This is a genomic window from Pseudomonas sp. B329 (genome assembly GCF_023127835.1).
Lineage (GTDB): Bacteria > Pseudomonadota > Gammaproteobacteria > Pseudomonadales > Pseudomonadaceae > Aquipseudomonas > Aquipseudomonas synxantha_A.
Map to the genome: position 1 here is coordinate 38631 of NZ_SPKP01000010.1, position 26621 is coordinate 65251.

The 26621-nt window shown below is 62.6% G+C and carries 16 protein-coding genes; 8 read left to right on the top strand and 8 right to left on the bottom strand.

Annotated features, from left to right (window positions below; genetic code table 11):
* Window positions 1-64: 64 nt before the first annotated feature.
* On the bottom strand, window positions 65-11455 hold the full coding sequence (locus E4P00_RS06205) for an autotransporter-associated beta strand repeat-containing protein (protein WP_248130940.1): 11391 nt from the start codon (window positions 11453-11455) through the stop codon (window positions 65-67).
* A 328-nt stretch (window positions 11456-11783) separates the two neighbouring features.
* Between E4P00_RS06205 and E4P00_RS06210 the strand changes: the two genes are divergently transcribed.
* The gene (locus E4P00_RS06210; protein WP_005787577.1) at window positions 11784-13592 is read left to right on the top strand and encodes a monovalent cation:proton antiporter-2 (CPA2) family protein; all 1809 of its coding nucleotides are present in this window, start codon (window positions 11784-11786) and stop codon (window positions 13590-13592) included.
* A gap of 72 nt (window positions 13593-13664) precedes the next feature.
* Window positions 13665-14219, top strand: coding sequence for a hypothetical protein (locus tag E4P00_RS06215; RefSeq protein WP_032876365.1), 555 nt, complete (start codon window positions 13665-13667; stop codon window positions 14217-14219).
* A 28-nt stretch (window positions 14220-14247) separates the two neighbouring features.
* Here the strand turns inward: E4P00_RS06215 and E4P00_RS06220 are convergent, their stop codons facing one another.
* The 7 genes from E4P00_RS06220 to E4P00_RS06250 form a co-directional block, all read right to left on the bottom strand.
* Window positions 14248-14964 (bottom strand): alpha/beta fold hydrolase, encoded by a 717-nt coding sequence (locus tag E4P00_RS06220; RefSeq protein WP_248130942.1) that lies wholly within the window; start codon window positions 14962-14964, stop codon window positions 14248-14250.
* Window positions 14965-14974: 10 nt separating this feature from the next.
* On the bottom strand, window positions 14975-15730 hold the full coding sequence (gene cobF, locus E4P00_RS06225) for a precorrin-6A synthase (deacetylating) (protein ID WP_248130945.1): 756 nt from the start codon (window positions 15728-15730) through the stop codon (window positions 14975-14977).
* Between the two features lie 45 nt (window positions 15731-15775).
* Window positions 15776-16330 carry a histidine phosphatase family protein gene (locus tag E4P00_RS06230; protein WP_032876371.1) on the bottom strand — a complete coding sequence of 185 codons (555 nt, stop codon included), beginning with the start codon at window positions 16328-16330 and terminating at the stop codon, window positions 15776-15778.
* 87 nt (window positions 16331-16417) lie between these two features.
* Entirely contained in the window at window positions 16418-16894 is a 477-nt protein-coding gene (locus E4P00_RS06235; protein ID WP_032876374.1) for a YbjN domain-containing protein, read from the bottom strand.
* Window positions 16895-17067: 173 nt separating this feature from the next.
* Window positions 17068-18408: an MFS transporter gene (locus tag E4P00_RS06240; RefSeq protein ID WP_078821077.1), complete on the bottom strand. Its 1341-nt coding sequence runs from the start codon at window positions 18406-18408 to the stop codon at window positions 17068-17070.
* A 33-nt stretch (window positions 18409-18441) separates the two neighbouring features.
* Window positions 18442-19971 (bottom strand): AMP-binding protein, encoded by a 1530-nt coding sequence (locus E4P00_RS06245; RefSeq protein WP_248130947.1) that lies wholly within the window; start codon window positions 19969-19971, stop codon window positions 18442-18444.
* A gap of 3 nt (window positions 19972-19974) precedes the next feature.
* On the bottom strand, window positions 19975-21153 hold the full coding sequence (locus E4P00_RS06250; RefSeq protein WP_078821075.1) for an acetyl-CoA acetyltransferase: 1179 nt from the start codon (window positions 21151-21153) through the stop codon (window positions 19975-19977).
* Window positions 21154-21283: 130 nt separating this feature from the next.
* Here E4P00_RS06250 and E4P00_RS06255 point away from each other — a divergent pair, with 130 nt between their 5' ends.
* From E4P00_RS06255 to E4P00_RS06280, 6 genes are all read left to right on the top strand, one after another.
* On the top strand, window positions 21284-21856 hold the full coding sequence (locus E4P00_RS06255; protein ID WP_248130949.1) for a LuxR C-terminal-related transcriptional regulator: 573 nt from the start codon (window positions 21284-21286) through the stop codon (window positions 21854-21856).
* A 184-nt stretch (window positions 21857-22040) separates the two neighbouring features.
* Window positions 22041-22967 (top strand): arginine deiminase-related protein, encoded by a 927-nt coding sequence (locus tag E4P00_RS06260; protein ID WP_248130951.1) that lies wholly within the window; start codon window positions 22041-22043, stop codon window positions 22965-22967.
* An 11-nt stretch (window positions 22968-22978) separates the two neighbouring features.
* On the top strand, window positions 22979-24025 hold the full coding sequence (locus E4P00_RS06265; protein ID WP_032876388.1) for an ornithine cyclodeaminase: 1047 nt from the start codon (window positions 22979-22981) through the stop codon (window positions 24023-24025).
* Between the two features lie 226 nt (window positions 24026-24251).
* Window positions 24252-25031: an ABC transporter substrate-binding protein gene (locus tag E4P00_RS06270; protein WP_005787553.1), complete on the top strand. Its 780-nt coding sequence runs from the start codon at window positions 24252-24254 to the stop codon at window positions 25029-25031.
* 175 nt (window positions 25032-25206) lie between these two features.
* Complete coding sequence (locus tag E4P00_RS06275) at window positions 25207-25908, top strand: ABC transporter permease (RefSeq protein WP_032876394.1); 702 nt, start codon at window positions 25207-25209, stop codon at window positions 25906-25908.
* The gene (locus E4P00_RS06280; protein ID WP_078821072.1) at window positions 25905-26618 is read left to right on the top strand and encodes an ABC transporter permease; all 714 of its coding nucleotides are present in this window, start codon (window positions 25905-25907) and stop codon (window positions 26616-26618) included. The genes E4P00_RS06275 and E4P00_RS06280 overlap by 4 nt, the downstream gene beginning before the upstream one ends.
* Window positions 26619-26621: the final 3 nt, after the last annotated feature.

Consider the following 26621-nt stretch of genomic DNA (forward strand, 5'->3'; position numbering starts at 1 on the left):
CAGGAACCAGTATTACTTCAAAAAAAAACCGCCCTTTCGGGCGGTTGAAAAAACTCGGCCTTGATCAAAAACCGAGGGAGAAACTCACCGTCACCGCGTGGTCCTTGTCGTTGCGCGAGAGTTGACCCGAATAGCCCAGGCCCAGCTTGCCGTTCTGGCTGATCTGGTAGTCCAGGCCCGCCTCCACCACCGCGCTGTCCTTGGCAATCGGCACGCCCTGGGTGCTGAACGAGCCACCGCCATTGATGAAGCTCAGGTCGGCGTCAGGCTTGGTATCGCCGAAGGCATGGCGCCAGCCGATGCTGCCCCGTGGGGTGATTTTCGAGCCGTTGCCCAAGGTAAGGGTCTGGCCGATGCGTACGCCCAAGGTCGAGTAGGTAATATTCTGGTCGGCATCGCCACGCAGGGCTGCCGAACCGCCTTTCTCCTTGATCGTATCGCTGTCGTAGTTGACGTAGGCCAGGCCAGCGAACGGTTCCAGGGCCACGCTGGCGGTTTGGATGGTGTAGCCGACTTCACCGAACACCTGGGCACTGCGTGCCTTGTAGTCGGCTTTCAGGCGTTGGCCCTCACCGCCGACCGCCACGTTGCGTTTGCTTTCGATGTCATGCCAGCTGTACGCCACGCCCATGCGTGCGGCGAAGGCTTCCTGCTGGTAGGCGGTGTAGGCCATCAAGTGGTAGCTGTCCACATCGGCACTGGAATTACGGCGCTTGGCATCCAGATCACTGCGGGTGTAGCCGGCGGCCACACCGACGCGCCAGGCGTCGTCCACTTGCTTGTCGGTGCCGAGCAGGAAGCCGCTGAGATTGCGGTCCAGCTTGGCGGTGTTGCTGTCACCGCCCATATGGCCCCAGGTGCCGAGTACGCGCATCCAACCGACCATCTCGCCGTGGCAACCGGCGCTGCTCAGGTGGTTTTCGCTCGGCGCCAGGGCATTGCGTGGATCGTCCTCGCGGTAGCAACCGGGTTGACGCATACGCTCGTTGACCGCGTCACGTACGTAACGCGAATCTTCGAGCATCGCGCTGGCGGTGCTGGCATGAATCTCGCCAGACAAGCTGTCGAAGGCTGCACGCGCTCCTGCCACGTCAGAATTGAGCAACGCGTTCTGCACCGCCACGCCACCGACGGCTGCGCCGCTGCCCAAGGCCGCCGCCACGCCGCGCTGGTTAGCGGTAGCCGCCACACTGGCATAGCTGACGTTGTTGCGGCTGACCGCCAGTGCCACCTGGGTTGGGCTGTAGTTCAACGCGGTAGTCAGGAACGCCAGGTTCTCCAGGTTGGTGGTGGCAAAGGTGCCGTTGACCGCGCCCGCAGTCAGCAGGGTGTAGGTGGTCGCGCCGGCATACGGTGCCAGGTTGATCACATTCAAGGTGCCGCCCAGGTTGGCAGTGCCGCCCACGGCCAGGGAGCCGGTGGTGGATGGGGTAATCACCAGGTTCAGCGCGCCCGTGCTGGCGTTGGTGAAGTTGCCGGCCACGGTCAACTTGCCGCCGTCAGGCGTCACTGAGCCGTTGTTGACCAGCGAACCGACACTGCCGTTGCCGGTCAGGCCCGCACCGTTGGCCACGGTGACCTGGCCACCGAGCACCGCACCTGGGTTGGCCGCATTACCCACCTGCAGTACGCCCTCTTGCACCGCTACGGTCCCGCTGAACGGCTGGTTGCCGGTCAGCAACAGCGCACCGGTGCCTTGCTTGACCACCGCACCGGTGCCGCTCAAGGTGCCGTTGAATTGGCCATTACTGCTTTGGGCAAATACCAGACTGGCGTTGTCGAGGATGCTGCCTTGCAGGCTGGTGGTATTGCCCACCAGCGTACCGCCACTGACCGTAGTGCCGCCGGTGTAGGTATTGGCGCCGGTCAGCAGCAACGTGCCGGAATCCAACTTGTTGATCCCACCGGTTCCTACCAGCGGTGCATCGATCTGGGCGGTCACGCCGGAGTTGACCCGCACCGCAGCCAGGCTGCCATCCGCCGCATTGGTCGGGCTCAAGCTGCCCCCAGCGCCGGCCGTCAGGGTGTAACCGGCGTCAAGGAATTGCAGGCCGGTAAAGCCTTGGTTACCGACAACCGTCACGGTGCCGCCCTGCCCGCCAAATACCGCGAACTGGTTGGTGGACGCCTGCCCTTGGGTACCGGTGGGGTCGGTCCAGTTGGTGCCCGGGCCCCAGGTGCCACTGCCACCGGTGATGGTGCCGTCGGGGTTGGTGGTGCCGCCGTTCCAGAACTGGATCTGCCCTGGGGCATTTTGCACCACCAGGTTGAGCTGGTTGGCCAGCGCGGTTTGCAGGCTCACGTTGCCCAAGGCGACGGGCAAGGTGCCAAAGGTAAGGCCGTTATCGACCAAGCTGCCGCCATAGCGGAACAGCTGATACACGCCCAGACCGAAGCCGCCGGCATCACTGACGTTGAGCGTTCCGTCCAGGGTCAGGTTGCCAGCGACATTCACCGCAGTGCTCGAAGCACCCGGCGCGCCGAGGGCGAAGTCCAGCGTGGTACCCGACGACAAGGCCAGCGAGCCCACCGACAGTGGGGACGTCGAGCCCGCCTTGAGCACCGAACCGTCCGCCATGCTCACCGCACCGCCCAAGGTGCCGCTGCCACCCAGGGTCGCGCCGCCGGCAACTTGCACCGCAGCGCTGTTCAAGGTGCCGTTGACCAACAGGCTGCCGGTGTTGACGTTGGTAGTGCCGGTAAAGCTGTTGTTACCGGTCAGCAGCAACGCGCCGGTGCCGGTTTTGTTCAGTACGCCAGTGCCGGTGAGGTTGCCGGTGTAGGTGCCGTCGGTGGCTTGCTCAAAGGTCAATGCCGCATTGTTGGCGATGGCGCCTTGCAGGCTGTTGGTGTTGCCGGTGGTGGTACCACCGTTGAGCGTGGTGCCGCCGCCGTAGGTGTTGGCACCCGCCAGCAGCAAGGCGCCGCTGCCGTTTTTCACCAGGCTGCCGGTGCCGCTGACGACGCCGTTGAGGGCCAGGTCATGGCTGCCGGCCAGGGTCAGCGGGCCGCCCAGGTTGACGGCATTGGCCAGTTGCAGGTCAGTGCCACCATCCAGTTGCGCAGCGCCGCCGACAGTCAGGGCACCGCTGCCCAGTGCGGCGTTGTTGCCCAGCACCAGTTGACCGGCGTTAAGGCCAGTGCCGCCGCTGTAGCTGTTGGTGCCGTTGAGGGTCAAGGTTGCAGCGCCGTTTTTCACCAGGCTGCCGCTGCCGCTGATGCCACCATTGAGGGTCAGCGCATTGCTGCCGCCAATCGCCAGGGCGCCGTTGAGTACCGCTGCATTTGCCAGGTTCACTGCCGCGTTGCTGTCCAGGGTGGTGCCCGCCGCGGCAGTCAGTACGCCGGTGCCCAGGGCACTGTTGTTGCCGACCACCAGGGTGCCGCCATTGAGCGCAGTGCCGCCGGTGTAGCCATTGGCGCCGTTGAGCACCAGGGTGCCGCTGTCGAGCTTGGCCAGGGTACCGGCACCATTGAGCGTGACGCCCAGGGTGGCGGTCACGTTCGGATCGACGCGCACCGCGGTGTTGCCGGTGCCGCCATTGACCAGGTTAAGCACACCCGCCGTGCCGGAGGCCAGGTTGTAGCCATCGGTGACAAACTGCATGCCGGTGATGTTTTGCGTGCCGTCCACCGTCACATTGCCGGCTGCGCCCTGGAACACTGCGAAACTATTGGTCCAGCCTTGGTTGAGCGTGCCGTCGACATTGGTCCAGTTGGTATTGCCGGTGCTCCAGGTGCCGTTGCCGCCGTCAATCGCGCCGTTACCGATCAGGCTGTTGCCATCCCAGAACTGCACGGTAGTGTTAGGCGCAGTCACCAGCAGGTTGACCTTGTTGCTGATGGCGGTCTGCACTTGCAGATCGCCCGGCACCACGCTGCCCGGCAGTATGCCGAGGGTCAGGCCGTTGTCGGTAAGCGCCCCGCCGTAGTTGATGAGGTTATAGACGCCGCTGCCAAAGCCGCCGATATCGGTAACGTTGAGGTTGCCGTCCAGGGTCAGGTCGCCGCCGACATTCAGCAGCCCGGTGCCGCCGCCCACAACTGGGGTGCCTAGACCGACATCCAGATTGGAGTTGCCGCCCAGCACCAGCGAGCCCACCGACAGCGTGCTGCCGGTGTTCAGGCCGATATGGCCGCCGTCGGCGACAGTCACGGCACCACCAAGAGCACCGCTGCCGGTCAGGGTCGCGCCGTTGTTGACCGCCACCGTGGCACTGGCCAGCGAGCCTGTGACATTCAAGGTGCCACCGTTGACGTTGGCGGCGCCGCTGAGGCCATTGGTACCGCTCAGGTTGAGCACACCGCTGCCGTTTTTATCCAGGCCGCCGGTACCGCCCAGCGAACCGCCAAAGGTGTTGTCCAGGTTGCTGCCGCCCACCGCCAGCGTGCTACCGCCCGCCACCTGCACCGTGCCGTTGCCGGCCAGCGTGTTGAGACTGGCATTGCCGCCCAGGTTGAGGCTGGCGCCGCTGCCGACAGTAACGCCGGAAGTGCTGCCCAGTGCGCCGTTACCCAACGTAGTCACGCTGCCGCCGGCCACAGTCAGCGGGCCGCTGAAGGTATTGCTACCTGTCAGCAACAGGTCCGCTGCGCCATTTTTGATCAGCGCCGCATTGCCGGCCAGTACCCCGGCCAGGGTCAGGTTATTGCTGCCTGCGACGGTCAGGTCGCCATTAAGATTGACCGCGTTGGCCAGCACCAGCGGCGTGCTGTTGGCCAGGGTCGCCGCCCCGCCGACGGTCAAGGCGCCCGACCCCAGAGCCGTGGCGTTGCCCAAGGTCAATGTACCGGCATTGAGGGTTGTGTCACCGCTGTAGCTGTTGGCGCCGTTGAGCGTCAGGTTGGCGCCGCCGGCCTTGGTCAGGGAACCGCTGCCATCAACTACGCCATCAAGGCTCAGATCATTGCTGCCGCCGACTGTCAGCGCAGCATTCAGGCTGGTGTTATTGACCAGGGCCAGTGCAGCGCTGGTATCCAGGGTCGCGACGCCATTGACTGCCAGGGCACCGCTGCCCAGGGCCGATGCATTGCCCAGGGTCAACGACCCCGCGTTCAGTTGGGTGCCACCGAGGTAGGCATTGGCGCCATTAAGGGTCAGGTTGCCCGCACCGGTTTTGGTCAGGCCGCCGGCACCACTGACCACACCGTTCAAGCTCAGGTCGGCAGTTCCCAGAATGTCCAGGTTACCGGCCAGGTTCAGGGTATTGGCCAAAGCCACCGCGGTGCTGCTGTCGAGGCTGGTACCGGCTGCCGCGTTCAACGCGCCACTGCCCAGTGCGCTATTGGAACCCAGGATCAAGGCGCCGGCGTTGAGTGCGGTTGGCCCGGCGTAGGTGTTGTTACCGCTGAGGGTCAGGTTGGCGATGCCATTTTTGATCAGGCTGCCGGTGCCTGCCACGGTGCCGGCCAGGGTCAAGGCGTTGCTGCCGCCAACAGTCAACGTACCGTTGACGTTCACATTGTTGGCCAGGTTGACCGCAGCGTTGCTATCCAAAGTGGTGCCATTGGCGGTGGTCAACACGCCACTGCCCAGGGCACTGTCATTGCCGACCACCAGCGTGCCGCCATTGAGCTCGGTGCCGCCGGTGTAGCTGTTGGCCCCGTTGAGTACCAGGGTGCCGGTGTCCAGCTTGGCCAGGGTACCGCCGCCATTGAGCGTGACGCCCAGGGTCGCGGTGACGCCAGGGTCGACCCGCACGGCGGTGTTGCCGCCGGTGCCATTGAACAGGGTCAAGGCCCCCGCCGTGCCACCCGCCAGGTTGTAGCCATCCGTGACGAACTGCAACCCAGTGATAGCTTGCGCGCCGTCAACGGTGACGGTGCCCGCTGTGCCCTGGAATACCGCAAAGCTGTTCGGCGCCCAGGTTGTATTGAACGCGCCGTTGACGCCGGTCCAGTTGCCGGTGCCTGCGCTCCAGGTGCCGCTGCCGCCTTCGATGGCACCGTTGCCGGTGACTTGACTGCCGTCCCAGAACTGCACGTTGGTACTGCCGTTGACCAATAGGTTGACCTGGTTGCCGATGGCGGTTTGCAGGTCCAGATCAGCGGCTGGGATATTCACCGGCAGGCTGCCTAGTTGCAGGCCGTTGTTGGTCAGGCCGCCGGTGTAGTCGATCAGGCGATAGATACCGGTGCCGAAGCCGCCGATATCACTCACGTTGAGCGTACCGTCCAGGGTCAGGTTGCCGTTGACCTGTACCAGTGCCGTACCGCCGGTGGATGGCGCGCCAAGGCCGGCATCCAGGTTGGAGTTGGCATTGAGCAACAACGAGCCGGTGGTCAGGGTAGCGCCCGAGTTGACCGCCAGGTGGCCGCCATCGGCGATGACCACATTGCCCAGCAAGGTACCGGTACCGCCCAGGGTTGCGCCGCTGCCCACGCTCACATTGGCGCTGGCCAATGAGCCGTTGACGAGCAGGCTGCCGTCATTGACCAGCGTATCGCCGGTAAGCGCGCTGAGGCCACCGAGGGTCAGGGCGCCCGTGCCGTCCTTGGCAAAGTTGCCGAGCCCGGCCAATACGCCGTCGAACGTGCTGTCGAGGTTATTACCGCCAACGCTCAATGTGCTGCCCGCCCCGACTGTCGCCAGCCCTGTGCCGGTGAGCGCGCCCAGGCTGGCGGTACCGCCCAGGTTCAGGGAGGTACCGCCCGCCAGATTGACGCCGGCACCGACACCCAATGCCCCATTGCCCACGGTGGTAAGGCTGCCCGATTGCACATCGAACAAGCCGTTGAAGGTGTTGTTGCCAGTCAGGCTCAAATCAGCCGTGCCGGTTTTGATCAGGTCACCACTGCCTGCCAGCACACCCGCGAGGGTCAGGTTGTTATTGAGACCGCCCACTGTCAGGCCTGCATTGAGGTTGACCGCGTTGGCCAGCACCAGCGGTGTGCTGTTGGCCAAGGTGGCCGCACCGCCGACCGTCAAAGCGCCGGTACCCAGCGCCGCTGCTGTACCGAGGGTCAAGGTGCCCGCATTGAGGGTGGTACCGCCTTGATAAGTGTTGACGCCGTTAAGCGTCAGGTCGGCGGCGCCGTTCTTGACCAGCTCGCCAGTGCCACTGAGCAGGCCACCCAGGGTAAGGTCATTGCTGCCGGCTACGGTCAGCGCCGCGTTCAGGACGGCATTGTTACCGATGGTCAAGGCTGCATTGTTATCCAGGGTTGCGGCGCCACCAACGATCAGATTGCCCAGCCCCAGCGCCGCCGCATTGCCCAGGGTCAGCGTCCCGGCGTTCAGTGTGGTACCGCCGAGAAAGGCATTGGCACCCGTCAGGGTAAGGTTGGCAGCGCCGTCTTTAGTCAGGCTGCCGGCGCCATTGATCGCCCCCGTCAGGGCCAGGTCGGCGGTGCCGCCGATGCCCAGATTGCCCGCCAGGTTGATTGCATTGTTGACGCTCAGCGCAGTGCTTGCATCCAGGGTTGTACCGCCTGCCGCATTGAGCACGCCAGCGCCCAACGCGCTATTGGCCGCCAGCACCAGACCACCCGCATTCAAGGCCACCGGGCCAAGGAAGGTATTGCTGCCACCCAGGGTCACAGTGGCCGCGCCATTTTTGATCAAGCCGCCCGTGCCGCCAATCACGCCGTTGAGCGCCAACGCGTTGCTGCCCGCCAGGTTCAGGTCGCCGTTGAGGGTGACGTCATTGCCAAGCGCTGCCGCAGTATTGCTGTCCAGCGTGGTGCCCGCCGCAGCGGTCAGGGCGCCAGCGCCCAGCGCGGTGTTGCTGCCGACCACCAACGTACCGCCATCGAGCAAGGTGCCGCCGGTGTAGCTGTTGGCACCACCGAGTACCAGTGTGCCGGTATCGAGTTTATTCAGGGCACCTGCCCCGGTGATATCGACGCCAATGGTCGCGGTTGCCAGCGGGTCGACACGCACCGCGAAGTTGCCACTGCCGGTGCTCAATTGCCCCCCGGTGCCACTGACCAGATTGTAGCCATCGGTGACGAATTGCATGCCAGTAAGGGTCTGCGCACCCTCCACGCTGACGGTACCCGCCGCGCCCTGGAACACCGCAAAACCGCCGCCCCAGGTCTGGTTGAGAATGCCGTCGGACGAGGTCCAGTTGGTGCCGCCCGCCGTCCAGGTGCCGCTGCCACCGTCAACACTGCCGTTGGGCACGGTGTTGCTGCCGTCCCAGAAACGGATGTTCGGTGCCGACACCACCAGATTGACCTGGTTGCCCACCGAGGTTTGTACCAACAGGTCACCCAGGCCATAGCCCAACGGCACGCTGTTGACGTTCAATGCGCCGGCCAGGCTGCCGGTGTAGTTGATCAACCGATACACACCGGCACCGAAACCACCGGCATCGCTGACGTTCAGGTTACCGGCCAGGTTCACATTGCCACCGACATTCAGCAACGAAGTCAGCGAAGGTGCACCGAGGGCCACATCCAGATTGCCGCCGGCGCTCATGTTCAAGCTGCCGGCGGATAAGGTCGCGCCGCTACCCAGGGCCAAGTGCCCGCCGTTGTTGATATTCACCGCACCCAACAGCGAACCGCTGCCGGTCAGCGTGCCGCCGCTATTCACGTCAACCACCGCACTGCCCAGGGAACCGGTGAGGTTCAAGGTGCCTGCGTTGATCGCCGTGTTACCACTGATGCCGTTGATCCCGGTGAGGTCCAGCGTGCCGGTGCCGACCTTGATCAAGCCACCCGCGCCACTGAGGCTACCGTCAAAGGTACTGCTGGTGCTCAGGCCGCCTACGGTGAGATTGAAACCACCGCCCACCGCCACGTCGCCCGTGCCGCTGAGGCCGGCCAGGCTGGAATCGACATTCAGGTTCAGAGCCGCACCGGCTGCCACGTTGGCGCCGGAACTGCCCGCCAGGGCATCGGCGCTCAACAGCGTGACGCTGCCAGACAGGATATCCACGGCGCCAGTGAAGGTGTTGCTGCCCGACAGCGCCAGATCGGCCAGGCCATTTTTGATCAGCGCACCCGCGCCGCTGATCACGCCGTTCAGGGCCAGGTCGTTATTGCCCGCGAGGCTCAAGTCGGCATTCAGTGCAATGTCGTTGCCGATCCCGAAGGCCGCGCTGTTATCCAGGGTGGCTGCACCGCCGACCGTCAAGGCGCCGCTGCCCAGCGCGCCCGCTGTGCCCAGGGTCAAGGTACCGGCATTGAGGGTGGCGCCACCGCTGAAAGTGTTGGTGCCGTTGAGGGTCAGATTGGCCAGGCCGTCCTTGATCAGCGGGCCCGCGCCGCTGATCGTATTGCCCAGGGTCAGCGCATTGGTGCCGCCAACGGTCAGCCCGGCATTGAGGACAATGCCATTGCTCAGCGCAACCGCCGCGCTGCTGTCCAGAGTCGCCGCGCCGCCGACAGTCAGGTCGCCAAGGCCTAGCGCCGAGTTGCTGCCGACGGTCAGTGTGCCTGCATTCAAGGTGGTGCCACCCAGGAAGCCATTGGCGCCACTGAGAATCAGGTTGGCCGCGCCGGCTTTGGTCAGGCTACCGGCACCATTGATGCCACCGCTCAGGGTCAGATCGGCGGTGCCGCCGATGCCCAGGTTGCCCGCCAGGTTGACCGCATTGGTCAAGGTGACGGCCGTGCTGGCGTCCAGGGTCGTGCCCGCCGCCGCATTTAATGCTCCGGAGCCCAACGCGGTAGCGGAACCTACCACCAGCCCACCGGCATTCAGCGCGGTAATCCCGGTGCGGGTATTGTTGCCAGTCAAGGTCAACAGGCCCGCACCGGTTTTGATCAAGCTGCCGGCGCCGGACATCACCCCGCCCAACGTCAGCGGGTTGATGCCGGTCAGCGTCAGGTTGGCGCCCAGCGCCACGTTGTTGGTGAGTAACGACGCACCGCCAGCATCAAGGTTCGCGGCACCCGTCACACTCAAGCCACCGCTGCCCAATACGGTGTTATTGCCCAGCACCAGTGTGCCGGCGCCCAGGCTGGTGGTGCCGCTGTAGCCGCTGTTGACGCCATTGAGGGTCAAGCTGCCCGCACCGCTGTGGGTGATCCCACTGGCGCCGGAAATCGCACCGCCCAAGGTCAGCGCGCCGGCGACGTCGGTGGTCAGGTTGCCGTTCAGGGTCAGCGCATTACCCAGGCTGACAGTACCGGGGGCCTGCAAGGTGGTGGCTGCACTGACCGTCACTGCGCTGCTGCTCAAGGCCAGGTTATTGCCCAGTTGCACCGAACCGCCGGCCAGGTTCGTCGCACCTGTGTAAGTATTGGCGCCGCTGAGGATCAGTTGCCCGGTACCGGCCTTGGTCAAGCCGCCCGCGCCCGAGAGCACGCCGCTGAGGGTCAGCCCGGTCGAGGCACCCTGCACCGTCAAGCCGCCAGTGCCCAGGGTCAGCAAATTGGACAGGGTCAAGCCATTGCCGGTGGCCTCGATGGTCCCGCCGTTGGCGGTCAACACACCGGTGCCGAAGGTGGTGTTGTTATTGAACTGCGAAATGCCGCCATTGAGGGTCGTGCTGCCGCTGACCAAAGGCCCTTGCAGGGTCCAGGTGCCGCTGTTGATGGTCAGGTTGTTGAAGTTGACATAGTTGGCGCTCGACGCTGTGCCAGTCCCCGTGATACCGCCGCCGACACCCGTGGTGTTCTGCAAGATCAAGGTGTTGCTGCCCAGCGCGCCACCATCCACTTGGCCGGTGGGCGCGAATGTCAGGTTCACACCGAGCAGTCCGCCCAGGCTCGCGCCGATGCCGCCGCCGTTCGTTACGCTTGAACCGGTGACAGCGGTGAAGGTGTTGGTGCTACCGGCCCCCATCGACACACCGCCGGATATAGTCCCGGTGTTGAGGAAAGTGTTACCAGCGGTGGAGCTTTCGAACGCCACGCGCCCGGTCAGGGTACCGTTGTTGGTCATGTTGACTTGCCCGCCGCCTTGCACCGCCACCACTGGGGTGTCGGAAGTGAACAGGGTCAGGCCGAGCAAGGACGAAGAGCCGATGGTGCCGTTGTTGACGATGGTGGTGATGCCGCCTGCACCGTTGGTGGCGTTCAGGGCCATGCCATCGAGCGAGGCCAGGTTGAGCCCCAGCAGCGCACCGGTACCGCGCATGATGCCGGTGGCGGTGTTGGTGATGTTCAACGCGCTGGCTGCCGTGTTGCCGATCACTACGCCACCGCTCAGCACTGAAACCAATCCCAGGAGTGCCGGGTCAATGGTGCCGGAGTTATTCAACGTCGCGTTGTTACCCGTCAGGGTCAACGCTTTGCCGCCCAGCGTCGCATTGAGTTGCGCTCCGGGGCTGACGTTGACTGTCAGGTCGTTGACCGCGCTGCTGAAGGTGTTGAGGAACAATGGCAATGACGGCACGCCCGTACAGGTCACCGTCGCGCCGGCTGCAGGACTTGCCGGGGTACAGGCGGCGAACACATCCGGGCTCGCCAAGCCCATGACCAAACCGGCCACGCCCAGGCGGATAGCAAGAGAAAGCGCAGAAATACGAGGTACAGCGGCAGTCGCAAGTCTTCTATCCACGTTCTACTCCTTGTGGTGCAAGCGTTTCGTCCATGAATGCGTAAAAAGCCCGGGTTTAACCTTCCACACGCATCGAATTCGAAATACCTGACCGTGTTGACTAACAATCCAGTTTGTCGAAACGTTAGTAGAGCCACGGAAAAGTCATTGAATTAAATGGTATTAATACTTTCGTAAAACCCGTGATCGAATGGGTAACTACCAACATCCATTGACTGTCGCGACAAAAATACAAGTTTCAAAATGTGAAAAAGCGTTCTAATAGCGCCCTATCTCCCTCGCCACAGCAATAGTTAGCCGTTGATCCAAGTAAACAATGGAGTTCGCAATGCCCCATGAAGGCAACCTGTTACAAGCGGCCGTAGTGTTCCTGCTCGCTGCCGTGCTCACCGTGCCCCTGGCCAAGCGCCTGCAACTAGGTGCGGTGCTGGGCTATCTGTTTGCCGGTGTGATCATCGGCCCGTCGGTACTCGGCCTGATCGGCAACCCGCAAAGCGTGGCGCAGTTCTCTGAATTGGGTGTGGTGCTACTGTTGTTCATCATCGGCCTGGAGCTGTCGCCCAAACGCCTGTGGGTGATGCGCAAGGCCGTGTTCGGTGTCGGCCTGGCCCAGGTGCTGCTCACCGGGTTGGTCATGGGCGCGGTGGCGCTGTGGCTGTTTGGCCAGCCATGGAACAGTGCCATCGTGCTGGGCCTGGGCCTGGCGCTGTCCTCCACCGCGTTTGGCCTGCAAAGCCTGGCCGAGCGCAAGGAGCTTAACCAGCCCCACGGGCGTCTGGCTTTCGCCATCCTGCTGTTTCAGGACATCGCGGCCATCCCGCTGATCGCCCTCGTACCCTTGCTGGCCGGTGGCAGTCACCCAACCACCGAAGCCGAGGGCCTGCGCCATGGCTTGCAGGTACTGGGCAGCATCGCCGTGGTGATCATCGGCGGGCGCTACCTATTGCGTCCGGTGTTTCGCATCGTCGCCAAAACCGGCCTGCGCGAAGTATCCACCGCCACCGCGCTGCTGGTGGTGATCGGCACCGCCTGGCTGATGGAGCTGGTGGGCGTGTCCATGGCCCTGGGGGCGTTCCTCGCCGGCCTGCTGCTGGCAGATTCGGAATACCGCCACGAACTGGAATCCCAGATCGAACCCTTCAAGGGCCTGCTGCTGGGGCTGTTCTTTATCAGCGTGGGCATGGGCGCCAACCTCAGCCTGCTGCTCAGTACGCCGCTGGTGGTGATCGGCCTGACCCTGCTGTTGATCGGGTTGAAACTGCCCCTGCTATACGCCGTTGGCCGCATGGTCGGCGATCTCAATCGCGAAAGCGCCTTGCGCCTCGGCGTGGTGCTGGCAGCCGGGGGTGAATTCGCCTTCGTGGTGTTCAAGATCGGCCGCGACCAAGGCCTGTTCGAACCACACCTTTACGATGTGCTGGTGCTGACCATCACCCTGTCCATGGCCTTGACCCCGCTGTTGCTGCTGGTGTGTCCGAAGCTGTTCAAACCCAAGGTCAAGCCGGTGGAAGTGCCGGAGGAATACCGCGCCATCGAAAGCGACGCGCCCCGCGTGGTCATTGCCGGCATGGGGCGCATGGGCCAGATTGTGGCGCGGATCCTGCGGGCGCAGAACATTTCGTTTATCGCCCTCGACACCTCCGTGGAAACCATCGAGCTGACCCGCAGTTTTGGCGGTATGCCGGTGTTCTACGGTGACCCCCAGCGCCCGGAAATTCTCCACGCGGCCAAGGTCGATCAGGCGGAATTCTTCGTCATTGCCATGGACGATCCGGAGATCAACATCAAGACCGCCGCTCTGGTGCGCAGCCTCTACCCGCACATGAAGATCATCGCCCGTGCCCGTAACCGCCAGCACGTACACCGCTTGGTGGACCTGGACGCTTCACCGGTGCGCGAAACCTTCTACTCCAGCCTGGAAATGAGCCGCCGCACCCTGGTCGGCCTTGGCTTGAGCCAGGCTCAGGCCGACGCGCGCATCAACCGCTTCAAGACCCACGACCAGCAAGTGCTCGCCGCGCAACACGCGGTGTACGACGATGCAGCCAAAGTCATGCAAACCGCTCAGGAAGCCCGTACGGAACTGGCGCGCTTGTTTGAGATGGACAGACTTGAGGAAGAGTCCGACAAGGTGTGACATGGAGAATGAACGAAATTGCGAATTTTCTGACAGAATACGCCGCAATTTCGTTCATCCCTGGAGCGCCACATGGCCACGTTCACCAAGACCGCAGTGCTGCTGGCCCTCGCGCTTACCGCCGGCAGCGTGTTCGCTGCCGCCAAGCCAACCACGCAAAAAATCTCCACCCTGGGTGGCAAGTTCACCTTCAACCTGCCCAAGGCTTACAGCGCTGACACCCTGCCCTCCGGCAAGGCTGAGGACGGCACCGCTGATACCCAGGGCACGCTGTATGCCAACTCGACAACGAAAAGTGTGGTGATCGTCGCCGAAACCGTGCGCAACGATGGGGCAACCATCAAGGATAACGACCCGCAGTTCCTCGATGGTGCCGTGGCCGATTTCGTCAAGGACCAGAGCGCCGCCCTGCCCGACTTCAAGAAGCTGGGCGAGAAGAAACTCACTTACAAGGGTCTCGGCCTGCGCCAGGTTGACAGCAGCGCTACCCAGGGCGGCGGCAAGACCTTGAACTCCACGTTCCTGGGCGGTTCCGGCAACCATCTGCTGGTGATCCAGGCGATTTCCCGGGCCGATGATGTGAAGGGGCATGCGGCATTGGTGAAGCAGATTACGGGCGGCAAGTAACCGCCCCTCCCACATTTTTTACTGCATTTCACTTCAGGCTTTTCTCTAGCCAGGCTTTCAAGTCCTGCACTTCCGCTTCGCTGATCGTGTGATTCATCCCCGGGTATTCATGAAACTCCGGCTTGAGCCCCAACCCCACCAGCACCTTATCTGCCTGCGTGGCCGAGCTGAAGGGCAGCGCCTGGTCCAGAGTGCCATGGCCGATAAAAATCGCCAGTTTGCCCATGGACGCATCAGGCTTCAGCGCAGACCTGAGTACCGGTAGCACGCTGCCACTGAGCGCGGCGATACCGCGTACCAACTCGGGTTCACGCAAGGCCACCTCGTAAGACATGATCGCGCCCTGGCTGAACCCCACCAGGAATACCCGATCGCTTTGGGTGTGGTACTTGGCGGTAGCCTTGACCACAAAGTCCTTGATCAGTCGGGCGCTGCTGAACAGTTCATCGGTCTCGCCGTTGTACTCAGGCTCATCAGTCTTGGTAAACCAACGATAACCGTGCGGTTCCACCGGCAGCGGCGCACGCACTGACAGGTAGGTCCAGGTGGATGGCAACGCGTCCTTGATACCAAACAGATCTTCCTCGTTGCTGCCAAAACCATGCAGGAAGATCACCAGCGGCTGATTACGCGCATCGCTCTGGTTTTGTTCCAGGTAGGACAACGGCAAGTCGGTGTGCAAGCCGGTATCGGCATGAACGGCGCCGGCCACCAGGGCCAATGCGAGGGCAAGCTGTTTGAGCATCGGATTTACCTCAGGGTTTGCGCAACAAATAGGTGTCCATGATCCAGCCGTTTTCCAGGCGCGCCGCCTTGCGTACCCGTTCGATCTCTTGCGCCACGTGGGCCACTTTACCGCTGATCAGGATTTCGTCAGGCGTGCCCAGGTAGGCGCCCCAGTAAATATCCAGGTCCTGATCCGCCACGCTGCGGTAGGAATCTTCTGCGTCGAGCATCACCACCAGGGTATCGGCATCACTGGCCTGCCCCGCCGCCAGGCGACGTCCCGTGGTGATTTCGACGGACTTGCCGATACGGTTCAACGGCACCTTATGCTGGGCCGCCAGCGCCTGCACGCTGGTGATGCCGGGGATCACCTCGAACTCGAACACGCACCGGCCACTGGCCAGGATCGCCTGCAAGATACGAATGGTGCTGTCGTACAGCGCAGGATCCCCCCAGGCCAGGAACGCCCCCACTTCACCGTCGGCCATTTCTTCGTTGATCATGCGCTCGAAGGTGTGCTGCTTATCGCGGTTAAGGTCCTGCACGGCGGTGGTGTAGTCGATTTCACCGCGTACGCGCTCAGGGCAATCGGCCTCGACAAAACGGTAGCCGGGCTCGGTGATGTAGGTCTGGCAGATCTCACGGCGCAGGTCGATTAGCTTGTCCTTGCTCTGGCCCTTGTCCATCAGGAAGAACACGTCGGTACGGTTCAGCGCCTTCACGGCCTGCATCGTGATGTAGTCAGGGTTGCCGGCGCCAATGCCGATGATCAGGATGCGTTTCATGGGGTGCTCTCAGTGCGGGGCGTTGATTTTGCCATGATCTGCACGTCAGGCGTGAGTTTCCAGGCGCAGGCGCCACACGCCATTGAAGCGCAACTCAGTGGCCGACAGGGGCTCGACGTCGATCCGATAGAACATCGAGACCGGGAACTGCATGACGGAGAGCATCGCGGCGCGAATCACGAACGGGTGGGTCACGGCGACTGTATGGCCGGGGTGGGTTTCGAGAGATTCGAGCCATTGGCCCACACGCGCACAGAGCTGATCCACCGACTCGCCGCCATGGGGTGCGCGGGTGCTGTCGGCGCTCCAGGCCTTTAATTCCTGGCTATCGAGTTGGCTGATGTCCTGGCCTTTCCATAAACCGAGATCAACATCGCGCAACGCCACTTCAACCTCGGCGTGGGCGCCGAACAAGCCGGCTGTCTGGCGGGCCCTGGCTTCGGGGCCGCAGAGCAGGCGTGGCTGTTTTTTGTAGCGTCCGGCCAGGGAGCAAGCAGCACTTTGCCAGTCCATCGAGACGGACTCATCGTCGGGAAAACGCCCATGTTTTTGCAGGGGGGTGATGGCGTGGCAGATCAGGGTCAAACGGGTGGCGAGCATCGCACTTCACTCTGTTTTCGGTATGTTACTGCACCCCCAGTGTGAACGATGTACCTGTGGGAGGGGCTTGCCCCCTCCCACATTTAATCAGGCGGATGCACTCTCACTGAGCGGAGCGGCTGCGGCCTGAGCCTGCAACTGCGCGGCTTGCTGGCTGTATTCGCGCAGGTAGACGATAAATTCCTGCAACAGGCGGTCCCACAGTTCCAACTGGCTACGCAGATGCGAAGCGCCGACACCGGCCACCACCACGTCCATCTCCATCAACAGAAACTCACCCTGCACCGACAACCGCGCAAAGCGCCGCGAGGCATTCCACACCTGAGCCAGGCCCTCGGGCAATTCACCCTGCACCCGCAGGGCGCAGCTGTAGGTAAAGTCCACGTAACTGCCCTGCTCGGCCGCCGGATTGCCAAAACGCACGGCAAAACCGATGCCCTGGCTGGCGCTGAGCAATTGCACAACGCCGTTCTGCTCAGACTGGTTGACCCGATACCCGGCTTCCTGCAACAGCTCGGTGAGGCTTTGAATGGATACGCTGGTGATCAGTTGAACATCGCTCATAGTGGTCTCTTCCTTGTTGATCATTGATTAAGGCGGTGTGCGAGCATCGAACCGATTAAGGTATAGCTCATCGCCAAAACCTTGGGTCAATTCATTGGAAATGACCCATTCTCATCACAACAACGGCTGGCCACCTTTTTTGGATCGTGCTGCATCAGTTGGATAAGCGTCGACTATGAGGCCGTCTTCGGGAGCAAGCCCCCTCCCACATCGGCGGGCACAAGCGCCGAATGACCGCTGGCGACAAAATCCTCCTTGCGCAACACCACCAATGCCACCAGCGACACCACCCCGGTGGCCACGTAGAAGTACCACGGCGAAGTAATGTCCCCGGTCACCTTGATCAACCAGGTGGAAATCAACGGCGCACTGCCGCCAAACACCGCCACCGGCACGTTGTATGCCACTGCAATGCCGGTGGAGCGAATCCGCGTCGGCAGCAGCTCACTCATCAACGCGTAGGTCGACGACGCATACAGCCCGAACAGAATCGCCACCGCCATCAACGGTGCGAAGAACGACGCCGGGGTCGCGGTGGGTGCCGACTTGAACAGCCAGAACATCGCCAGGGTCGCCAGCGTGCCGATCACCATCAGGAACGGCTTGCGCCCGTATTTATCGGTAAATGCCCCGCCAAACGGCATCACGAAGGCGGCCGAGAAGCTGGCAACGAACACGTAGAGCAAGGTGGTGCCGCTGTCGAACTTGAGGATCTTGGCCATGTAGGTCGAGGCGAAGGTCAGCACCAGGTAGAAGATCGAGCTGTGCAAGGTGATGATAAAGAACACCAGGGCAATCGCGCGCTTCCACTGCCAGACCTCCCGCAGCGGCGCCCGCGAGGTTTGCCCGGCGCGTTGCAGGGCTAAAAACTCGGGGCTGTCTTCAAGCTTGAGGCGGATGTACATGGAGATAAAGCCCAGGGGCGCAGCGATCAGGAAAGGTACGCGCCAGGCCCATTCCTGCATGACCTCGGCGCCCAGCACCCAGGTCATGCCATTGGCCACGGCGCCGCCCAGCAACAGGCCGAGCACAGCGGTGACCATCAACCAGCAGGTGGCGAAGCCGCGGCGACCGGGCCCTGCGTATTCGGAGATAAAGCTGGTGACCGTGCCGATTTCGCCGCCCGCCGAGAAGCCCTGCACGCAGCGCACCAGGATCAGCAGGATCGGCGCGGCGATGCCCAGGCTGGCGTAGGTCGGCAACAACCCCAGCATCACCGTGGAACCGGTCATCATCACCAGCGCCATGATCAGGGTTTTGCGCCGGCCGATCTTGTCTGCCAGCGGGCCGAAGAACAGCCCACCCAAAGGGCGGATAAAGAAGCTCAGGGCAAACGCGGCGAAGCTGGCCAGCAGGCTGGTGGTGGGGTCATCGGAGACGAAGAACGCCTGGCCGATATAGACCGCGAGAAACCCATAGACGCCGTAGTCGTACCACTCGATCAAGTGGCCCGAGGTGGCGCCCAGAAACGCTCGGCGGCGCTTGCGGACAGTGTCTTGTGCGGGATTGCCCATCGTGGGGACTCCTTGTCTGATTATCGATCCATGTCAAAGCGCGGCGATACTCGCTGCTTTCAACCACTGCCGCAAGTCGGTCTTGAGAATCTTGCCGTAGCTGTTCTTGGGCAAGTCGCTGCGCCATACATATTTTTTCGGTTTCTTGAACGAGGCCATGCGCGTCAGGAACCAGGCGGTGAGTTCACCCTCATCCAGGGGCTGGCCGCTGCGCGTCACCACAAACGCCACCACCGACTCCCCCCACTGAGCGTCCGGCTCGCCCACCACGCACACCTCAAACACCTGCGGATGCTGGGCCAGCACTTCCTCGACTTCACGCGGGTAGACGTTGCTGCCGCCGCTGATGATCACGTCCTTGGAGCGATCCGTCAGGGTCAGATAGCCGGCTGCGTCTAGATAGCCGATATCACCGGTCAGCAGCCAGCCGTCCACCAAGGTTTGGCCAGTGGCTTGCGGGTTGCGCCAGTAGCCTTGCATCACGGTGGCGCCACGCACCGCGATTTCGCCGCGCTCACCGGTGGGCAAAGGCTGGTGCGCAGTATCGAGAATACGGATTTCCACACAGGACTGCGCGTGGCCCACCGAAGCGGCCAGGCTGGCCCAGTCGGGGCGTTGGCGATCGGCAATCACTGCACGGGGCAACACGCTGATAGTCATCGGGCTCTCGCCCTGACCGTAGATCTGCACCAGGCGCGGCCCGAAGGTGTCGGCGGCTTCACGCAGATCGGCCAGGTACATCGGGCCGCCGCCATACACGATGGTCTTGATGCCAGCGCCGTGATAATCCTGGCGCCGTGCCTGCTCGACCATGCGCTTGACCATGGTCGGCGCGGCAAACAGCGACACATTGCCCACCTGCTCGGCCAGCCCGAACAGCTCGGCTGCGTCGAAGCCATGGGAGGCCGGCACCACATGGCGTCCGCCGCAGCGCACATGGATGAAGTTATACAGGCCAGCACCGTGGGACATCGGCGCGGCATACACCGCGGCATCGTCGGCGCTGACCGCATCGACATCTGTGGCGTAGCACAGCGACATGGCGACCAGGTTGCCGTGGGACAGCATCACACCCTTGGAGCGCCCTGTCGTGCCGGAGGTATAGAACAGCCAGGCGAGGTCCTGGTCGTGGCGTGGCACCGGTTGTTCCAGGGTCGGCCAGCCAGTGTTGGGAGGTAAGAGGTGGCCGTCCAGCTCCTTGCAGCGCGGGGGCAAATCCCGTGATGAGAACACCCGGCCGCCATCGGTAAAGATCAAGCGTGCCTCGGCATTATCGGCAATCCACGCCGCTTCGCTGGGGTGCAGTTTGGCATTGATCGGCACTGCCACGGCGCCCATCCACCAGATGGCATAGAGCAATTCCAGATAGTCGCAGCTGTTTTTCATCAGCAGCGCCACCGCGTCCCCCGGCACCAGGCCGTGCTGGTCCACCAGGTGCGCGGCGCGTTGGCGCACGTGGGCGGCGAAGGTGGCGTAGTCGGCCACTTGGGTGGTGCCGTTGAACAGCGCCGGGCGTTGCGGGGCCCGACGCTGGGTGTCGTGCAGCCAGTTGGCAATGTTCATGGCTCAGCTCCGGCGTGCCTGCAGGACCGATGCGTAGTTGGCCACCGCCATGCCGCCCATGTTGAACACCAGGCCGAACTCCGGGTTGGGCACCGCCAGGCCAATCGGTTCCCCGGTCAATTGCCGGAACGCCAAGGCGTGCATGGACACCCCCGTTGCACCGACCGGATGCCCCTTGGCCTTGAGCCCGCCGGAAAGGTTGACCGGCAAGCGCCCGCCGGCACGCACCACGCCGCTGTCGAGCACGCGATGCCCTTCGCCTTTGGGCGCCAGGCCCATGGCTTCGTAGATCAGCAGCTCGGCAATGGTGAAACAGTCGTGCACCTCGGCGAAACTCAGGTCTGCCAGGGTCACATTCGCTGTGCGCAGCGCTGCATGGATCGCTCGTTGCGGGCCTTCAAAGGCGAGGATGTCGCGCTGGGCGATGGGCAAGGTGTCATTGACCTGGGTCATCGCCCGGATCTGCACCTCGCGGCGAAACGCCCGCGCACGTTTGGGTGACGCCAGAATAATCGCGGCGGCGCCGTCGCTGATCAGCGAGCAGTCCGTCAGACGCAGGGAGTCGGCCACGAACGGGTTGCTCTGGGACACGTTGTTGCAGTGCTCGAAATTCATCTCCCGATGCATCTGCGCCAGCGGGTTGGCCATGGCATTGGAGTGGTTTTTGGTGGCGATGGCCGCCATCGAGCCCAGCGGGCAGTGGTAGCGCTCGGCGTATTGGCGGGCGGCGCGGCCGAACAATTGCGGGAAACTCAGGCCGGCTTCGGCCGGGTCGTTCTGATAGCCGGCGCCGGCCAGGGCTTGGGTGACCGCGGCGGTGCTGGTGTGAGTCATCTTTTCGGCGCCCACCACCAGCACCAACTCGGCGCTGCCGGAGAGAATCGCATTGACTCCCGCCTGGATCGCCGCCGAACCCGAAGCGCAGGCGTTTTCGCAGCGGGTGGCAGGTTTGAAGCGCAGCCCGGGGTCGGCCTGCAATAGCAACGAGGCGGCAAAACCGTCGGGCACCAGCCCAGAGTTGAAATGCCCCAGGAACAGCGCGTCGATTTGCGACGCATCAATCGCAGCGTCACTCAGGGCTTCACGGGTAACCTGGACGATCAGGTCTTCCAGCGTGGTGCCTTCCAGGCGACCAAAGCGGGAGTGACCAGCGGCAACAATGGAGACGCAATCAGCAGGCATAATCAATTTCTTCTGTTCTTGATCCGGACTTTACTTACAATGACCCACCCCGGGTCCCGCGCCAATTCGTGTAACTACTTACATGGGTAAGTAGCGCACCAGGGCATTGAACAACGAGGCAGGATGCCCCATGAACGCGCTTGCACAGCAATTTCCCGACCTCGAACGCCTGGCGTTCAAGCTGTCCCCTGCCCCGCAGATCGTCACCAGCGACCGGGTAATACTCGACTGCAACGATGCCTTCCTGAAGCTGTTCGGCTATACACGCCAGGCACTGGTCAATCAGTTGACCCTTCTGATCTACCCGTCCCAGGCCGACTACCATGCCATCGGCAAGCGCAGCCATGACTGGCTGCTCGACAGCGACAACGGCTTTTATTCCGATGAGCGCTTCATGCAGCACCACAATGGCGAAGTGTTCTGGGCCAAGTCCCACGGCTACACCCTCACCCCCCAAGACCCGTTCAAGCTGATGATCTGGCACTTCGAACGCCTGGACCGTCTGCATCAGGGCACTGGCGACCTCACGCCGCGGGAGCGGGAAATCGCCATGCACATCGTCAATGGTTTCAAGTCCAAGGAAATCGCCCTGCGCCTGGCGATTTCCCACCGCACGGTGGAAGTGCACCGGGCGCGGCTGATGAAGAAGTTGCAGGCCAAGACCGTGGTGGAGTTGGTGTCGAAGATCATTATGGTGGCGTGACAGGTAACGGCTATTGAACAGGTTACCCACCCACATCTGAGCACATTTCAATCCGGCAGCCGATTCAGCTGCCTTATCCACCTTTTCAGCTTTCCCGGCTGAGCCGCCCCGCTGTTTCAGCCGGGATCCTCCCACCCTATGGCACAAAATAGCGTCACAAGATCCCCCATGGACCCGTGCCCCCATGCAAACCACCAACACCGTCCTGATGATTCGCCCGGCGCGCTTTGCCTTCAACCCGGATACCGCGATCAACAACCGTTTTCAACGCCCGCCGCCGGACCCGCTCAGTGCACAGCACAAAGCGCTGAAAGAATTCGACGGCTATGTCGACACCCTGCGCAGTCACGGCGTGGAAGTGCTGGTGGTGCAGGACACCCCGGCACCTCACACACCGGACTCGATCTTCCCCAACAATTGGTGGAGCAGCCACGCCGACGGCAGCCTGGTGCTTTACCCCATGCAAGGCCAGAACCGACGGCTGGAGCGCAACAAAGGCGTGCTGCAAGTTCTGGAGCAGCGCTTTGCGATCAACACCACCATCGACCTCAGCCACCTGGAACAACAGGACATCTTCCTCGAAGGCACCGGCAGCATGGTGCTCGACCGCCAGCACCGCATCAGCTACGCCTGCCACTCCGGGCGCACCCATCACGCGGCGCTGCGCCAGTTTGCCGAACGTCTGGACTACCAACTCTGCGTGTTCCACGCCCTGGACCGCCACCACGCACCGATCTACCACAGCAACGTGATGATGAGCGTCGGTCGCGACCTCGCAGTGGTGTGCCTGCAAGCCCTGCCCGACGAGCGCGAGCGCCTGGCCCTGGAACGCTCACTGCGCGACACCGGCAAGGACATCCTCGCCCTCGACTTCGACCAGTTAGAAGCCTTCGCCGGCAACATGCTCGAAGTCCACGACCGTGACGGCCAGCCATTGCTGGTGATGTCTGCCAGCGCCTGGCGCGCGTTGCAACCGGCGCAGCGCCAGCAGGTGGAGCGCCATACGCGACCATTGGTGGTGAATATCGAAAACATCGAACGCATCGGCGGCGGCAGTGCCCGTTGCATGTTGGCCGAAGTGCATCTGCCGATCCGCCCCTCATTTCAATAAGGAGTCTTGCCATGACCCGTTATATCGACGTCAACGACCTCAGCTACCTGGTTTCGCAAAAAGGTTTGCAAACCTGCATCACCGAGATGGCCGAGTACATCCGTGCCGACTACCTGCGCTGGCAGGACTTCGAGAAATGCGCACGCCTGGCCAACCATTCACCGGATGGCGTGATCGAGTTGATGCCCGTCTCGGACGCCTCGCTGTATGCGTTCAAATACGTCAACGGCCACCCGAAAAACACCCTGGCCGGTATGCTGACCGTGATGGCCTTTGGCGCCTTGGGCGATGTGGATACCGGCAAACCCGTGCTGCTGGCGGAAATGACCCTGACTACCGCCATCCGCACCGCTGCCACCTCGGCCCTGGTCGCCCGCTACCTGGCGCGCGACAACAGCCGCAGCATGGCGTTGATCGGCAACGGCTGCCAAAGCGAATTCCAGGCCCTGGCCTTCTACGCCATGCTTGGCATTAACGAAATTCGCCTGTTCGATATCGACGCCAAGGCCACCGCCAAACTCGCCGCCAACCTCAAGGCGTTCCCGGCGATCAAGGTGATCCTGGCTGACAGCGTGGCCGACGCGGTCAAAGGCGCGGATATCGTCACCACCGTCACTGCCGACAAGGCTTATGCAACCATCCTCACCGACGAGATGATCGAACCGGGTATGCACCTCAATGCCGTGGGTGGCGATTGCCCGGGCAAGACCGAGCTGGACCGGCGCATCGTCGAACGTGCCCGGGTGATCGTGGAGTACGAACCGCAAAGCCGCATCGAAGGTGAGATCCAGCACATGCCTGAGGATTCGCCGGTGACCGAGTTGTGGCAAGTGATCAACGGCCAGAAGCCCGGCCGCGAGAATGCGCGCCAGATCACCCTGTTCGACTCGGTGGGGTTTGCCATCGAAGACTACTCGGCCCTGCGCTATGTACTGGACGTCGCCAAGGCGTTGGACGTGGGCAGCGAGCTGGAACTGGTACCCGACCTGGCTGACCCCAAAGACCTGTTTGCCCGCCTGGCCCGGCAGCCGGTCGCACAGCACAAAAAGCGCGCCTGAGACCGCTCTGGCCTGCCGCTTTGCGTCGAGGGCGGGCCGGACTTTGCTGGATTAAAAGCCGATTCGGCGGGTGCAACAGCCGATTGCGCTGCATTGTCGGTTTTAACAGCGCAATTTGCGCTTTGTGCAGGGGGTAAACGACACAAAAAACGCACCATCATGAAGCATTCTCTGCTCCCAGTTATTCACTGCCCTGACATCAATTACAAAATATAGGGACCTCCACATGACTCCACTGCGATCACTCTTCGCTGCGTTGCTGTTGCCTCTGTGCGCCACCGCCGCCCACGCCCAGGACTGGAAAGAAATCCGTTTTGGCGTGTTCCCCGAATACCCACCCTTCGAATCCGTGGCCGCCGACGGCAGCCTGCAAGGCTTCGATATTGAACTGGGCAACGCCATCTGCGCCAAGCTCGAAGTGAAATGCACCTGGGTGCACAATGAATTCGACGGCATGATCCCGGCCCTGCGTGCGCGCAAGTTCGACGCCATCATGTCCTCCATGGCCGTGACCCCGGCTCGCGAAAAAGTCATCGACTTTACCGATCGCCTGTTCCTCAGCCCCACCTCGGTGATCACGCGCAAAGGCGCCGACTTCGGCGATACCCCGGAATCGCTCAAGGGCAAGCAGGTCGGCGTGCTGCAAGGCTCGCTGCAGGAAGCCTACGCCCGAGCGCACCTGGCCAGGCTGGGTGCGCAGATCAAGGCGTACCAGTCTCAAGAGCAGAACTACGCCGACCTGCAAAACGGGCGCCTCGACGCCACCCTGACCGACAAACTCGAAGCCCAGCTCAACTTCCTGTCCAAGCCCGAAGGCGCCGACTTCAAGACCGGCCCGGCCTTCAAGGACCCGACCCTGCCGCTGGACATCGCCATGGGCCTGCGCAAGAACGACCAGGCACTGCGTGAGCTGATCAATAAAGGCATCGCCGCCGTCCAGGCCGATGGCACTTACGCGCAGATCCAGAAGAAATACTTCGGCGATCAAGATATCTACAACGAATAACTAAGCCATCGACCTCCCTGTGGATGCAGCTTTTGTGGGAGGGGGGCTTGCTCCCGATAGCAGTGGTCAGTCATTGAAAATATTGACTGAACCACCGCTATCGGGAGCAAGCCCCCCCTCCCACACAAATCGGTTCCCCACAAAGATGGTGTGTGTGCCTTTTAGAGATCTTCCCATGAACGAACTCCTCAACCTGCAAGGCTACGGCCCGATGCTGGCCCAGGGTGCCTGGATGACGCTCAAGCTGGCCTTCCTCGCCCTGGCCCTGAGCCTAACCCTGGGCCTGGTCGCCGCCGGCGCCAAGCTATCCAGCGCCAGATGGCTGCGCGTACCGGCCACGCTCTACACCACGCTGATCCGCAGCGTGCCGGACCTGGTGTTGATCCTGCTGATCTTCTATAGCCTGCAACTGTGGCTCAACGACCTGACTGAAGTGTTCGGCTGGGAGTACTTTGAAATCGACCCGTTCACCGCCGGGGTGGTCACCCTGGGATTTATCTACGGCGCGTATTTCACCGAGAACTTCCGTGGCGCGATCCTCAGCGTACCGGTGGGCCAGTTGGAAGCCGCGACGGCTTATGGCCTGAGCCGCTGGCAGCGCTTCCACCTGGTGCTGTTCCCACAACTGATGCGTTTTGCCCTGCCGGGCCTGGGCAATAACTGGCTGGTGCTGCTCAAGTCCACGGCGCTGGTGTCGATCATCGGCCTGTCAGACCTGGTCAAGGCCGCGCAAAACGCCGGCAAGTCCACCAGCGAGCCACTGTACTTCCTGATCCTCGCGGGCCTGGTGTACCTGCTGATCACTACCCTCTCCAACCGCATCTTCAAGCGCCTCGAACGGCGCTATAACCTGGGCATCAAGGGGATGGCGCGATGATCGAACTGTTCCAGCAATACGGCCTGGCCTACCTGTTCAGCGATGGCAGCGGCTTGTCCGGCGTCGCCATGACCGTGTGGCTGTTCATCATCTCGGTGGTGCTCGGTTTTTGCCTGTCGATCCCCCTGGCACTGGCGCGGGTTTCGCAGCACGTCTGGCTGCGCTGGCCGGTGGAGGTCTACACCTACCTGTTCCGCGGCACGCCGCTGTATATCCAGTTGCTGATTTGCTACACCGGGCTGTACAGCCTGGAGGTGGTGCAGGACAACGCCCTGCTCAACCAGTTTTTCCGCAATGCGCTGAACTGCACCTTGTTGGCGTTTGTGCTCAACACCTGTGCCTACACCGTGGAGATCTTCGCCGGGGCGATCCGCAATATTCCCCACGGCGAAATCGAAGCGGCACGCGCCTATGGCCTGCACGGCTGGCGGCTGAATCTGTTCGTGGTGGTACCCGCCGCATTGCGCCGCGCATTGCCGGCCTACAGCAATGAAATGATCCTGATGCTGCACGCCACGTCACTGGCGTTTACCGCCACCGTTGCCGACATCCTCAAGGTCGCCCGCGATGCGAATGCCGAAACCTTCCTGACCTTTCAGGCGTTTGGTATCGCCGCCCTGCTCTACATGCTGCTGTCCTTTGCACTGGTGGGCCTGTTTCGGCTGGCCGAACGTCGCTGGATGCGTTTTCTTGTTCCTACCCGAGGCTAACCC